14 protein-coding genes, 1 pseudogene and 1 riboswitch are annotated in these 13,667 nt (G+C 66.3%); of the genes and pseudogenes, 12 read left to right on the top strand and 3 right to left on the bottom strand.

The window, feature by feature from the left end; genetic code table 11:
- Positions 1–140, bottom strand: a pseudogene (locus tag AB0C34_RS29200) (O-acetyl-L-homoserine sulfhydrolase); the annotation flags it as partial.
- 82 nt (positions 141–222) lie between these two features.
- Positions 223–333: riboswitch (SAM riboswitch) on the bottom strand.
- 494 nt (positions 334–827) lie between these two features.
- On the opposite strand from AB0C34_RS29200, the gene AB0C34_RS29205 reads away from it, so the two are divergent.
- The 9 genes from AB0C34_RS29205 (at position 828) to AB0C34_RS29245 (ending at position 9,879) form a co-directional block, all read left to right on the top strand.
- Complete coding sequence (locus tag AB0C34_RS29205) at positions 828–2,045, top strand: NADP-dependent isocitrate dehydrogenase (protein WP_357079876.1); 1,218 nt, start codon at positions 828–830, stop codon at positions 2,043–2,045.
- A gap of 133 nt (positions 2,046–2,178) precedes the next feature.
- Positions 2,179–2,373: a hypothetical protein gene (locus AB0C34_RS29210; RefSeq protein ID WP_357079879.1), complete on the top strand. Its 195-nt coding sequence runs from the start codon at positions 2,179–2,181 to the stop codon at positions 2,371–2,373.
- 546 nt (positions 2,374–2,919) lie between these two features.
- Positions 2,920–4,050 carry an MFS transporter gene (locus AB0C34_RS29215; RefSeq protein WP_357080006.1) on the top strand — a complete coding sequence of 377 codons (1,131 nt, stop codon included), beginning with the start codon at positions 2,920–2,922 and terminating at the stop codon, positions 4,048–4,050.
- A 109-nt stretch (positions 4,051–4,159) separates the two neighbouring features.
- Positions 4,160–4,825 (top strand): TetR/AcrR family transcriptional regulator, encoded by a 666-nt coding sequence (locus AB0C34_RS29220; RefSeq protein ID WP_357079882.1) that lies wholly within the window; start codon positions 4,160–4,162, stop codon positions 4,823–4,825.
- A 268-nt stretch (positions 4,826–5,093) separates the two neighbouring features.
- Positions 5,094–6,299: a lipid-transfer protein gene (locus AB0C34_RS29225; RefSeq protein WP_357079885.1), complete on the top strand. Its 1,206-nt coding sequence runs from the start codon at positions 5,094–5,096 to the stop codon at positions 6,297–6,299.
- A 42-nt stretch (positions 6,300–6,341) separates the two neighbouring features.
- Positions 6,342–6,776, top strand: a complete 435-nt coding sequence (locus AB0C34_RS29230; protein WP_357079888.1) for an SRPBCC family protein — start codon at positions 6,342–6,344, stop codon at positions 6,774–6,776.
- Positions 6,773–7,651 (top strand): MaoC/PaaZ C-terminal domain-containing protein, encoded by an 879-nt coding sequence (locus AB0C34_RS29235; protein ID WP_357079891.1) that lies wholly within the window; start codon positions 6,773–6,775, stop codon positions 7,649–7,651. Before AB0C34_RS29230 ends, AB0C34_RS29235 begins: the two co-directional genes overlap by 4 nt.
- Before the next feature lie 59 nt (positions 7,652–7,710).
- Positions 7,711–8,589 carry an SDR family oxidoreductase gene (locus AB0C34_RS29240; protein WP_357079894.1) on the top strand — a complete coding sequence of 293 codons (879 nt, stop codon included), beginning with the start codon at positions 7,711–7,713 and terminating at the stop codon, positions 8,587–8,589.
- Between the two features lie 27 nt (positions 8,590–8,616).
- The gene (locus AB0C34_RS29245) at positions 8,617–9,879 is read left to right on the top strand and encodes an acyl-CoA dehydrogenase family protein (protein ID WP_357079897.1); all 1,263 of its coding nucleotides are present in this window, start codon (positions 8,617–8,619) and stop codon (positions 9,877–9,879) included.
- A 227-nt stretch (positions 9,880–10,106) separates the two neighbouring features.
- Here the strand turns inward: AB0C34_RS29245 and AB0C34_RS29250 are convergent, their stop codons facing one another.
- Positions 10,107–11,024, bottom strand: coding sequence for an alpha/beta hydrolase (locus tag AB0C34_RS29250; protein ID WP_357079900.1), 918 nt, complete (start codon positions 11,022–11,024; stop codon positions 10,107–10,109).
- Between the two features lie 62 nt (positions 11,025–11,086).
- On the opposite strand from AB0C34_RS29250, the gene AB0C34_RS29255 reads away from it, so the two are divergent.
- From AB0C34_RS29255 to AB0C34_RS29265, 3 genes are read left to right on the top strand one after another with little or no spacing between them, the layout of a single operon-like run.
- Complete coding sequence (locus AB0C34_RS29255; RefSeq protein WP_357079903.1) at positions 11,087–11,866, top strand: exodeoxyribonuclease III; 780 nt, start codon at positions 11,087–11,089, stop codon at positions 11,864–11,866.
- Complete coding sequence (locus AB0C34_RS29260; RefSeq protein ID WP_357079906.1) at positions 11,863–12,369, top strand: ribonuclease domain-containing protein; 507 nt, start codon at positions 11,863–11,865, stop codon at positions 12,367–12,369. Before AB0C34_RS29255 ends, AB0C34_RS29260 begins: the two co-directional genes overlap by 4 nt.
- Positions 12,369–12,866: a barstar family protein gene (locus AB0C34_RS29265; RefSeq protein ID WP_357079908.1), complete on the top strand. Its 498-nt coding sequence runs from the start codon at positions 12,369–12,371 to the stop codon at positions 12,864–12,866. Before AB0C34_RS29260 ends, AB0C34_RS29265 begins: the two co-directional genes overlap by 1 nt.
- 10 nt (positions 12,867–12,876) lie before the next feature.
- On the opposite strand, the gene AB0C34_RS29270 is transcribed toward AB0C34_RS29265, so the two are convergent.
- Entirely contained in the window at positions 12,877–13,512 is a 636-nt protein-coding gene (locus tag AB0C34_RS29270; RefSeq protein ID WP_357079911.1) for a TetR/AcrR family transcriptional regulator, read from the bottom strand.
- Positions 13,513–13,667: the final 155 nt, after the last annotated feature.

The following is a 13,667-nucleotide window of genomic DNA, read 5'->3' on the forward strand; positions in this document are numbered from 1 at the left end:
CGGAAGGTGTAGGAGGTGGTCTGGTAGATCGGCAGCGCGCGGGCGTTGGTCGTGCTGTCGGGCACCTGGCCTACGTGGATCTGCTTGGTCTCGAAAGACCACTGTGACGGGTCGTTCGCGCCCGCGCTGGACTCGGTCATGGTGTGCTCCAAAAAGGTGTTCGCCGGTACTCGGGCTATCGGTGTGTGGGTGCGGAACAACGACACATGTCGGCGACCTCCTGATGCGCGCTTGCTCCCGGCTTTCGGAAGCCAGGTCATCACCCGGAGCACCCCACCGCAGCTGGAGGGTTGCCGTCCAGCGAGCCGGGGCTTCGCGCTGGCACTCATGACCTTGTCGCATCATAGCTGGCAGGCGGTCCACGTCCGAAATTCGTCGGTGAACCCACTGGCCATCGGTGGTTCGCTTGCCGCGGCAGGTACGCATGAACGCGTCGAAGGTGTCGTGCACCCGAGGTGTCCCGCCTCGGCAGCGCTGCGCACCGGCCGTCCCGGGCGGCGTCACTGTGACGGTGGATCTGAACCCGATCGTCCACGACTTTTGTCGCACCGCCGACGGCTGGCGGGCAGCGCCTTCGCCTTGCTGATCGTCGGCTCGCCTCGCGGGGGACGTTTACCTACTATTCGGTAACCATCGCGGCCCCGGTCACTTGGGGGGCTGCCTGCGCGCGGGGGTCCACACAAGCAGTACGCTTGTCTTGTTTGCACCCGAGTCTCGCGGACAACGCGGGGCATATACGTTGTCTGTTGGAACAGCTGGGGTCCGCTCACAAGCGTGTTCGCCTGGCCGTGCAATAAAGGCACCATCCTAGGAGGACGCGAAGATCCATGTCCAAGATCAAGGTTGAAGGCACCGTCGTCGAACTCGACGGCGACGAGATGACCCGGATCATCTGGCAGTTCATCAAGGACAAGCTGATCCACCCGTACCTCGACGTGAACCTCGAGTACTACGACCTCGGCATCGAGTATCGGGACAAGACGGACGATCAGGTCACCATCGACGCCGCCAACGCCATCAAGCAGCATGGCGTCGGTGTGAAATGCGCCACCATCACCCCGGATGAGGCGCGCGTCGAGGAGTTCGGCCTGAAGAAGATGTGGCGGTCGCCGAACGGCACCATCCGCAACATCCTGGGCGGCACGATCTTCCGTGCGCCGATCATCATCTCCAATGTGCCGCGCCTGGTGCCCGGCTGGACCAAGCCGATCATCATCGGTCGTCATGCCTTCGGCGACCAGTACCGTGCCACCGACTTCAAGGTGTATCAGGCAGGCACGGTCACCGTGACCTTCACCCCGGACGACGGCAGTGAGCCGATCCAGCACGAGGTCGTGAAAATGCCCGAGGACGGCGGCGTCGTGCTGGGGATGTACAACTTCAAGAAGTCCATCGAGGACTTCGCGCGGGCCTCGTTCAACTACGGCCTGCAGCAGAATTACCCGGTCTACCTCTCCACGAAGAACACCATCCTGAAGGCCTACGACGGCATGTTCAAGGACACCTTCCAGGAGATCTTCGACGCCGAGTTCAAGACTCAGTTCGACGCGGCGGGTCTCACCTACGAGCACCGCCTGATCGACGATATGGTCGCCTCCTCGATGAAGTGGGAGGGCGGCTATGTCTGGGCGTGCAAGAACTATGACGGCGATGTGCAGTCCGACACGGTGGCGCAGGGCTTCGGCTCCCTCGGTTTGATGACCTCTGTGCTGTTGACTCCGGACGGACGCACCTGTGAGGCCGAGGCCGCGCACGGCACCGTCACTCGGCACTACCGCCAGCACCAGCAGGGCAAGCCGACCTCGACCAACCCGATCGCGTCGATCTTCGCCTGGACCCGTGGCCTCGAGCACCGCGGCAAGCTGGACAACACCCCCGAGGTCATCGGCTTCGCGCAGACCTTGGAGGACGTCGTCATCAAGACCGTCGAGGGCGGCCAGATGACCAAGGACCTCGCGCTGCTGGTCGGCGGGGACCAGGGCTACCTGAGTACCGAGGAGTTCCTCGGAGCGCTGGACGCCAACCTGGCTCGCGCGCTGCGCTGAGCCGACCCGACGCTGAACGTCTCGGCGTCGAATTGCGGGCCGAGCCGCGTTGCCCGGCCGACTCCGGCGCTGGGTGAGAACTCAGCGCCGGGCCGAACGGATTCGGGCACCCGCCCCACGTGTGGTGGAACGGGTGCCCGAACTGTTCTCCGGATCGGTTCCGACTCGCCATGGCGCGGCCGACCGCACCGGTGTCGGCGCGGCGCGGCCCGCCGACTCGTTGCCGCGTTCGATCTCCACACCGAGCGGCCGCTGCCAGGGATTCCGCGGATCGGAGAAGCTGACCGGGAACTCGCCGGAGTCGACCTCCGCGGCGAGAAATGGCTAGTGCGTCCAACCGTCAGCGAAAAGGGCGGGATCGGGAACTGGTCGGTGCGTCGGTCTGCCGGTGACCTTCTCGCTCCATTGGCGCGACGCCGATGCGGTGGTTGCTCGGCCGGCCGAATACTGCCCAATCCCTTCGGAATCCTCCGATTACGACATCGATTGCATCAGCCGTCTCGAGAACCGCCACCTTGCTTCGCTACCTCGCAGCTTTCTGTCCGCGCAGTACCGGCACATGTCCGAACGACGTTGCCAGAAGTTGCCGCGGTATCGGATCGGAGTGCCAGGCAACAGATCTCGCCATCGCGTGCAGAATCGGGTTGACTCGACCACGCGGTCGGTGTGTCGAGAGCGTGCCGATCCGGTGCGGTTCTGTCGCCCGGGTTGTGTCCCCGACATGTTCGATGTCGGCGGAATGGTGGCAGAACTCACGTTTGCCCGGCAAGCGAATTCGCCCACCGGGCGGTTACATAAGCGTGTGAATCTAGTAGCCACTCGTGTGCCCGAAGTTTCCAACGAGGTCGATCGAACGCGGTGGCATATCCCCGCCATGCTGGCGCTGGCACTCGGTGGGTTCGGTATCGGCACAACCGAATTCGTCACGATGGGGTTGCTGCCCGAGCTGGCCTCCGCCATGCACATCTCCGAACCGACTGCGGGCCATGCGGTGTCGGCCTATGCGCTCGGGGTGGTCATCGGCGCTCCGGTGATCGCCGCGTTAGGTGCGCGGGTTGCGCGCAAACGATTACTTGTCGGGCTGATGGTCGGGTTCACGCTGGGTAGCGTGGCGACCGTCGTGGCGCCCTCGTTCCAGACATTGGTGCTCGCGCGGTTCGTCTCCGGTTTGCCGCATGGCGCGTACTTCGGTGTCGCTTCGCTGGCCGCCGCCTCGCTCGCCCCGGTAGGGCAGCGGGCCAAAGCGATTGCCGCCGTTATGCTGGGGTTGAGTGGCGCCAATGTCGTCGGTGTCCCCGCCGCTACCTGGCTCGGCCAGCATCTGGGCTGGCGCGACGCGTTCGTCGTGGTCGCGGTGATCGGTCTCGCTACCGTCGTGGCCCTGTTCCGTTTCGTTCCCGAGCTCACCGGTGTCAAGGCGACCAATCCGATGACCGAACTGGGCGCGCTGCGTCGCCCGCAGGTGTTGCTGACCCTGCTGGTCGGCGCCGTCGGGTTCGGCGGCATGTTCGCCGTCTACACCTACATCGCCACCACGCTCACCGACGTCGCGGGCATGCGGGTCGGTCAGGTGCCGCTGGTGCTGATGCTGTTCGGCGTCGGCATGGTGGTCGGCAACATCGTCGGGGGCGTGCTCACCGACCGCGGTGTGGATAGCTCGATCTTCACCATCATGATCGCAATGGCTGTCATCCTCGCCGGATTCGTCGCCGCCGCGCACAACCCTTATTCCGCGGCCGTCGGCGCGTTTTTGGTCGGTGGCTCGGGAGCCGCGCTCGGTCCCGCCTTGCAGACCCGCCTGATGGACGTCGCCGCTGACGCCCAGACGCTCGCCGCCGCTCTGAACCACGCCGCACTGAATATGGCCAATGCCGCGGGCGCCTGGCTCGGCGGAATCGTCATCGCGGCCGGACTCGGCTATACCGCCCCCGCCGTCGTGGGTGCCTGCCTCGCCATCGTCGGCATCTTCCTCTTCGCGGCCACTGTCTCGCTCGCCCGCCGCTGACCGGAGGCGAGTGGTACCTGGTCGAGGCTGATCCCGAACCGGGATTGCTCGGTCGCGGCGCGCTGCTTGTCGTAACGTACAGGTCTGTATGTAAACATAGGATCAGCGCATGGCCAAGGGTGTTGTCGTGAAGCAGCAGCGTCGGACTCAGGAGCAGCGGAGCACCGAGATGCGTACCCGGCTGCTGGACGCGACGGTCGACTGCCTGGTCGAGTACGGGTATGCGGGGACGACGACGCCTCGGGTGGCCGAACGTGCGGGGGTGACGCGCGGGGCTCAGGTGCACCATTTCGGTTCGAAGACCGACCTGGTGGTAGCGGCGATCAGTCATCTGGCGCAGCTGCGCGCCGAAACCGCGATGCGAGAGATGCCCCTGGTCGAGGGCGGTGCGGATCCCGTCGTGGCGGTGCTGGAGTTCCTGTGGGAACTGCACCAAGGCCCGCTGTTCATCGCGACCGTCGAATTGTGGGTGGCCGGGCGGACCGATCCGGTCCTCGCCGCCGCGCTGGGAAGGGTCGAGCCGTTCGTCAACAACGCGGTGCTGATGGCGGTCGCCCGGTTCGTGCCCGACGATGTGCGCCGCAAGGAGGCACGCGACTTCGTCTACACCGCGATGGACGCGTTGCGCGGCATCCTGATCGCCAACTTCATCGAACGGGATGCCGAACGGGCCCATCGCCGTTGGCACCGCGGCTGCGCGCACCTGCGCGAGATCGCGAATGTCGCCCTCGCGGTCCATCCCGCCGAACAGTCGCCGCGCTCGAATCGGGATTGAACGCGCGTTCCCTCGTGCCTGGATCGGCGAGGCTCTCCAGGCGCCGATTCACGTCATATCAGGCAGTGAAGCTACATACACATCTCGCTGTATGTACTAGATGAGTGCGTAACCGCCAGGTTGTTATATCGATCGGCCGTAGCGCGATGAGCACTCTTGCGTACTTACATACATATTTGTATGTTTGTTTCGGCTCGATCCTGACGGTCGCCCGCGACCCGCTGTCGCTCGGGCGGCGGCTCGCGGCAGGCACAATCCGAGGAGTTCGATGGCGAAGAGGGTGTACGTCGTCGGCGTCGGCATGACGAAGTTCGAGAAGCCGGGACGCCGCAAGAACGAGGACGGCAGCGACTGGGACTATCCGCAAATGGCCGCAGAGTCGGGAAACAAGGCGCTCGCCGACGCGGGCATCTCCTACGGCCTGGTGCAACAGGCATACGTCGGCTACGTCTACGGCGAATCCACCTCGGGGCAGCGCGCTGTCTACGAAATCGGCCGGACCGGCATCCCGGTGATCAACGTGAACAACAACTGCTCCACCGGCTCGACGGCGTTGTATCTCGCGGCGCAGGCGATCAGGGGCGGGCTGGCCGACTGCACGCTGGCACTGGGCTTCGAAAAGATGCGGCCGGGCTCGCTCGGCTCGACTTGGGACGACCGCGAGCAGCCGCTGGCCAGGCACATCATGGCACTCGCCGAGATCTCCGAGGTGCTGTTCCCGGTGGCGCCATGGATGTTCGGCGCCGCGGGCCGCGAACACATGAAGCAATACGGCACCACCGCAGCGCATTTCGCGAAAATCGGCTACAAGAACCACCGGCACTCGGTGCACAACCCATACTCCCAGTTCCAGGACGAGTACACACTCGACGACATCCTCGGCTCGCGGATGATCTACGACCCGCTCACCAAGTTGCAGTGCTCGCCGACCTCCGACGGGTCCGCGGCGGTGATTCTCGCCAGCGAGGATCTCGTGAACTCCCATGATCTGGCGTCGCAGGCGGTGGAGATCGTCGGCCAAGTGCTGACCACCGACTTCGCCTCGACCTTCGACGGCACCGCCAAGAATCTCATCGGCTATGACATGAACGTCCAGGCAGCCAGGAAGGTCTACCAGCAGGCCGGGCTCGGCCCGGAAGACTTCCAGGTCATCGAGTTGCACGACTGCTTCTCGGCCAACGAACTGCTGTTGTACGAAGCCCTCGGCCTGTGTGGCGAGGGCGAGGCAGGACAGCTGATCGACGCCGACCAGACCACCTACGGCGGCAAGTGGGTCGTGAACCCCTCCGGCGGTCTGATCTCCAAGGGGCACCCGCTGGGCGCCACCGGTCTGGCGCAATGCTCCGAACTGACCTGGCAGCTGCGCGGCACCGCCGGCCGGCGACAGGTCGACCACGTCACCGCCGCACTCCAACACAACATCGGCCTCGGCGGCGCCGCGGTCGTCACCGCCTACCAGCGCGCCGACCGCTGAATACGGCTCCGCCGCAGAAGAACCCGACGAGGAACAGAACCCATGGGACATATCGAAGCCAGCAAGGACGTCAATGCCACCCCCACCGCACTGTGGGCGGTCGTCTCCGACCCGCAGACCTGGGACAAATGGTTCACCATCCACGAACGCTTCTTGGCGGATCCGCCCGCAGCGCTGAGCGAGGGCGCCAGGCTGGTCGCCAAGATCGTGATGCTCGGCATGGCGAACAAGCTGGAGTGGACCATCCTCTCGGTAGTCGCTCCGCACACACTGACCCTCGGCGGCGTCGGCATGGCCGGGGTGAAGACCGAGTTCACCTTCGACATCCAACCCAAGGGCGAGGGAAGCACGATCCTGGTGTCCGGCGACTTCGAGGGCGCGCTGATCAAGGGCGCGCTCGGCAAGGCGGTCGAAAAGGACGGCCGCACGCAGTTGGACCGGTCGCTCGACCAGCTCGACGCACTGGCCTCGGCATGACCACCGACACCAGCGCCTCCCGCGTCGTCGAATTCGACGATGCGCGCTTGGAAATCTGGTGTGACGAAGAATGTTTCGACGTCACCGGCACGCGCATCGCGGAATACGCCGCCGCGACGAACGATCCGATCGCGGCGCACCGGGCCGGCGAAGTGGCCGCGCCGATCTTCGGCATCGTTCCGGTCTTCGAGGCCATGATGATGCCGGTGATCGATGTCGCACCGATGGATATCTTCGGCCGGGTTGTGCACGGAGAGCACGACTTCCACTTTCACCGCGCGATCCTGCCCGGGGACCGGCTGGTATCGCGCGCCAAGGCGATCGGCTACGCCAGTCGCGTCAATGGGACGACCATCACCCTCCGCATCGACTGCCGCACCGACGCGGGTGAACTGGTCAACGAGCAGTATCTGACCGCTTTCTTCCGCAATATCGATGCGGGCAAGACGACCGGCGCGCTCGCCCCGGCGCACAAGTTCGATGAGGCACTCCGGGCCCGGGAGCCGATCGCTGTCGTGCCACAGCACATCGACGACGACCAGACCTTCCGCTACGCACCGGCCGCCGGCGATCCGGTGCCGTTGCACTTGGACGAACAGGTGGCCGAGGACGCCGGGCTGCCCGGCATCATCGCCCACGGGCTGTGCACCATGGCCTTCGCATCGTGGGCGGTGCTCACCGAGGTGGCGGGCTCGGATGTCCACCGGTTGAGGCGATTCGCGGTTCGCTTCGCCAAGCTGGTCTTCCCCGGCGACGATCTGGAGACCCGCATCTGGACCACCGGCTCGGCCGGCGATGTGACCACCTACGCGTTCGAGACCGTCCGCGGCGAGGACGTCGTGCTCAGTGACGGGCTCGCCGAGATCGCGGACTGACTCCGGCACCGCACCCAAGATCGCCGGGTACTGCCGGCACGGACCTCAGGAGACAACACATGGGCGTACTGACCGGACGGGTCGCCGTCGTCACCGGTGCGGGCCGCGGTATCGGCCGCGAGCACGCGCTGCTGTTCGCGAAGGAAGGCGCCGCCGTGGTCGTCAACGACCGCGGCGGGAGCAACGCGGGCGAGGGGACCGACATCGGCCCCGCGCACGCGGTGGTGCGGGAGATCATCGCCGCGGGTGGCACCGCGATTGCCGACACCGGCGACATCGCGACCTGGGACGGCGCGAAAAATCTGATCGACCGGGCGGTTTCGGAGTTGGGTTGGCTCGACATCGTGGTCAACAACGCGGGCATCCTGCGAGACGCGTTCCTCGTGGGCATGAACGAGGAGCAGTGGGACACGGTGATCGCGGTGCACCTCAAGGGCCACGCCGCAGTGCTGCACCATGCCGCCGCGTATTGGAAGCAACAGTCCAAGGCGGGTAACCAGCCCGATGCCGCGGTGATCAACACCGCGTCGGCCTCCGGCACCACCATGCCCAACGCGGGCCAGGTCAACTACGGCGCGGCCAAGGCGGGGATCGCCGCGCTGACCCTGGTCGCCGCCGACGAGCTGGCGCGCTATGGCGTGCGGGTCAACGCGATCGCGCCGATCGCGCGCACTCGGCTGACCCTGGCCACCCCGGGCATGGGCGATTTCATGGCCGCCGAGGCGGAAGCCGTGGCAGACGGCGGCTTCGACGCTTTCAGTCCGGCCAATATCTCGCCGCTGGTCGCCTACCTGGCCTGCGACAAATGCCCACTCACCGGCAAGGTGTTCGCGGTGCAGGGTGGCGCCATCTCCGAACTGGCCGGTTGGCACGATGTGAAGACCATCGAGACCGAGGGACCGTGGCTGATCGACGACATCGCCGCCCGGCTGCCCTGACCTCGCGGGAACGTTAGGAGATCGACGATGTTCGAATGGTCCGAGACCGATGTGCTGGTCCGCGATGCCGTGCGGGCGTTCATCGACAAAGAGATCCGCCCGAACTTGGACGCGCTCGACAGCGGTGCACAGCCGCCGTACCCGATCATCCGCAAGCTGTTCAGCCAGTTCGGCATCGATGCCATGGGCGGTGAAGCCGTCGACAAGATGCTGGCCAGGCAGCGGGCCGAGCAAACGGCGGTCGGCGTGCGCGAGTCGACACCGCAGCAGCGGGTGCGGCCGCCCGGCGCCAGCCCGTTCGCCGGACAGGAATCGCTGATGGCGGTGCTCATCGGCGAGCTGTCCGGGGTGTGTATGGGCCTGGTCACGGCGATGGGCGTGAGCATCGGTCTCGCCGCCACCACCATCATGTCGCGTGGCACGCTGGCGCAGCAGGAGCGCTGGTTGAAGGACATCGTCACCATGGCGAAAGTCGCGGCCTGGGCGATCACCGAGCCGGATTCCGGCTCGGACGCGTTCGGTGGCATGCGGACCACCGTCAAGCGCGACGGTGCGGACTACATCCTCAACGGGCAGAAGACCTTCATCACCAACGGCCCCTATGCCGATGTGATGATCGTCTACGCCAAGCTAGACGACCGAACAGGCAGCGACACGCGCGAACGCAAGGTGCTGACCTTCGTGCTGGACCAAGGAATGCCGGGGCTCACCCAGGGCAAGCCCTTCAAGAAGATGGGCCTGCACTCCTCACCGACCGGCGAGCTGTTCTTCGACAACGTCCGAGTCGGCCGGGACCGGCTGCTCGGTGCGACCGAGGAACGCACGGGCAGCGATGGCAGGGACAGCGCTCGTGCGAGCTTCACCGCCGAACGGATCGGCGTCGCTTTCATGGCCTTGGGCATCATCAACGAATGCCGCCGACTCTGCCTGGACTACGCCAAGAGCCGCAAGCTCTGGGGCCAGGAGATCGGGCAGTTCCAGCTGGTCCAACTGAAGCTGGCGAAGATGGAGATCGCCCGGATCAATGTGCAGAACATGGTGTTCAACACGCTGGAGCGCGGCAGGGCGGGCAAGCCGCCGACACTCGCCGAGGCCTCCGCGATGAAGCTCTACGCGTCCGAAGCGGCCACCGAAGTCGCCATGGAGGCGGTGCAGCTGTTCGGCGGCAACGGCTATATGACCGAGTACCGCGTGGAACAACTCGCGCGCGACGCCAAGTCCCTGATGATCTACGCGGGTAGCAACGAGATCCAGGTCACACACATCGCAAAGGGCCTACTCGCGCAGTAATTCCCGAGCACACCTACGCGACCGAACCTCTCAGCGGCGGCTTCCGAGCTGAAGTGAACGCGAGCGTTCCCCGTCCGCGGCGGTCGGCGTTCCACGTACGGAAATGCCCAGATTCCGCTCTGACGTGCCCGATCAAGCTGAACTCCAGGTTCCGAGCGAAGCGGGACCGAGCATTGCCCGTTCGGAGCCCCCCAGGGCCGCGAACCCGCCGCGCCCGCGCGGGCCGACTACACAGCGCGCAGCCGGTTGCGGCTGGCGTACACGTGCTCGGCGATGAGGGTGGCGATCCGATCCGGCGCCTCCAGCATCGGCACGTGGCCGACGCCGTTGACCAGGATGCGGTCGGCGGTCTCGGGTAGTTCTTTCAGGTAGCGGCGCGCGTAGACGCGGTTGGGGATGATTCGGTCGTATTCCGACAGCAGTAGCCGGACCGGCGTCTGGAGTGTGGACAGGTCTTCCTGCTCCGGCGCGCGGACAGTGCCGACGATCATCGGGAGCATGGCGGGGCAGTGCAGTGCGGCGGTGATGGCGGCCGCCGTGTCACGACGGGACACCGCGGCGGCGTTCTTGCTCAGCGCGAGCAGCGCGATACGCTGGGCTATCGGGTTGTCGACCGCGAATTCACCTAGGCGTTTGCCGATTTCCACGAGCGGGGCCAGCGCGAGGAATTTCGTGGTGATCCGCAGTTGAGTGAACGAGGCCGCGTGCCAGCCACCCGCCGGTGCGATCAGCGTCAGCGTGCGGGCCCGGCCCCGGCGTGTCAGTTCGACGCCGACCTGACCGCCGAGCGAGTTGCCCGCGATATGACAGGTGCGCCAACCGAGATCGTCGAGCTGTTCCTCGACCCGATCGGCGAGTGTGGGTACGTCGACCGACCGGTTGTCTGCGGGCGGGCCGCCCCAGTGACCGGCGAACGCGGGTGCGAATACCTCGCACTGCGTCGACAGCCGCGTCGCGGTGTGTGCCCAGCAGTGCGGCGACATCATGAAACCGTGCAACAACAGCAGCGGATCGCCGGAACCCACGTGTAGCGCCTTGATCGGTTGGGGTTTGTTCGCCGGCTCGGCACGCGCGACCGCTTTTCGCGGGGTGGTGCCGGAGCGATCGGCGGCGGACGATTGGGAGGTGTCAGACGACATCGTCATCACCCCTTCCTGGACGGCGGTGTCCGGGGGAGTTCATCTGTTCAGCATTGTACGGTCGTGAAGTGCCTTACATCATCTCGACCGTGAACGTGAATGGTGTCCGCGCGGCCACGGGCAAGGGCATGCTCGCCTGGCTCGCGGCGACCGAAGCCGACATCGTCTGCGTGCAGGAAACCCGCGCCACCGACGAGCAGACCAAGGCCGTGCTTGCGCCCGCGCTCGATGCCGGGTGGTGGCTGTCGCATGCCGAGCCGGAGTCCAAAGGACGTGCCGGAGTGGGCATTTTGTCCCGGCGGGCGCCGAGTGCGGTGCGGATAGGATTCGGCAGCGGCGAGTTCGACGCCTCCGGCCGTTATGTCGAGGCCGATTTCGATGAGGTCACCGTCGCCAGCGTGTATGTGCACTCCGGCGAGGCGGGCACCGCACGCCAGGAGGAGAAGTACCGCTTCATGGCCGAGCTCGGTGTCCACCTGACCACACGCACCGATGATGTCGTAGTGAACGGAGACTGGAACATCGCGCACACCGAGCTCGATCTGAAGAACTGGAAGGGCAACCGGAAATCGGCGGGGTTCCTGCCCGAGGAGCGCGCCTGGATCGACGAGTTACTCGCCGCGGGCTACGTCGATGTGGTACGTAGCCTGCATCCAGAGGTCGCCGGCCCCTACAGTTGGTGGTCGTACCGTGGACGCGCGTTCGACAACGACTCGGGCTGGCGGATCGACTATCAACTCGTCCGCGGCGACCTCGCCACCCGCGCCAAGCACGCGGTGGTGGAACGCGCCGCCACCTACGACCAGCGCTGGTCCGATCACGCACCCGTCACGGTGCAATACCGATGAACTCCACTCCGAAGCTGATCCGAGTCCTCGCCGTAGTCGGCGCGGTCGCGCTCGCGCTGGTGGTCGTAGCGGTGTTCGCATTGCGCGGCGGCAACGACGACACTCCCGCAGCCACCGCGACCGCCCGAGCCACCACCGCGGCACCCCGCGACGGTGCGCCGCACGGCGGATCCACCATGACGCGCGACGGATCCACCGCGTCGCCGGTCACCCAGGCGCCCGGTGTCCCGGATCGCGCCTACCAGACGCTGCGTGAGATCGATGCCGGCCGATGGCCGGACTCGGCGAACTCCCCAGGCACCAAGGGCGGCGAGCGTTGGATGAACCGCGGTCGCGACCTGCCGGTCGTAGACGCGTCCGGCAAGCCGGTGACCTACCAGGAGTGGGACGTCAATCCCAAGCAGCCCGGTCGATCCCGCGACGCCGAGCGTATCGTCACCGGCAGTGACGGTTCGGCCTGGTATACCGGCGACCACTACAAGACCTTCACGAGGATGCGCTGATGTCACAGTCGGTCCCGCTGTCGCGATTGCTCGCCCGTCCCGTCGACTACGACGCCACGCGCGCGGCGCCGTCCGCGGCGCAGCCGCCACCCACGCTCGGCGCCCTCGCGGTCGACGCCGCCGAGTTCAGCGGGCTGCGGTACAAAGTGCCCTCCGGGTATCTGGTGCGCGAACTGCGCGGCGCGAAAATGCGGACAACCGCAGGCGTTTTCGACGAGTTCGCCGCCGCGTTCCAGTTCCCGTACTACTTCGGCGAGAACAAGGACGCTTTCGACGAATGCCTGCGTGACCTGGACGATTTCGTCGGGGACGCAGCCGGATATGTGGCCGCCATCCGCGATTCGGCCGAACTGCTCACCGACGAGCCGGTCGAGCGGGACTGGTTCGCCGAGGCCATGGGTGACTGCGCGAACTACTGGGCCCGGCACGAGGTGCTCTTCTGCGTGGTACTGCAGGGCGACGCGCCCGACATTCGGGATGTGTTGCTGCGGCTGTGACCTCCAGCGCTCACCCCCGCTTGTCGGCCAAGTCCTCGCCGAGCAGCACGAACACGTCGACGGTGTGTTCGATCAGTTCGTCGCGGGTGAGATCCAGATCGCCCTGCAGCCAGGCGGTCAGCGTCTGGACCAGCCCACCGACCAGGTACATCGCGCGGAAATCGATCGCGGGATCCGGGGCCGCAGCACTCATCCGATAGAAGTCGATGCCCTCGGCGGCCACCATTCGCGCGAACACCCGCACCGTTTCGGTGGTGCGGGCACGCAACTCCGGCGTCGCCATACCCGCGATCAAGGCGACCTTCGCCTTACGCGGGTCATCGGTGAGCAAGCGCACGCCAGCGGTAATCGCCGCATGGGCGGTCGCGCGAGTGTCCGGCGGGGCGGTACGCACGGCCGCGAGGATCGCATCCGCGAGTTCTTCCGCGATCCCATCGATCAACGCCGCGAGCACCGCGTCCCGACTGTCGAAGTTCTCGTAGTAGTACCGCTCGTTCAGCCCAGCCCGCGCACACAGCCCGGACACTGTCAGCTTCGCGAATCCCCGCGTGCCGACGATCTCCAACGCTGCCGCCAGCAGCGCAACACGTCGCTGCGCCCGACGCTCCTGCGCGGAGATGCCCCCATAGGTCCGTTGCGCGGTCACGGTTCGATTCTGGCAGTGTTTGTTTGGCAGCGCCTGCGGCGCTGCGGGTTCGCGGCCCCGGGGTGGGGGGGGGGGGGGACGCCCCACAGAAGAGCCTGAGACCCGGGGGCCGGGGCCCCCCACACCCCGCCCCCCCCCGCCCCGCGCATCGGATG

Origin of the sequence: Nocardia sp. NPDC049220 (genome assembly GCF_040647855.1) — a bacterium.
Lineage (GTDB): Bacteria > Actinomycetota > Actinomycetes > Mycobacteriales > Mycobacteriaceae > Nocardia.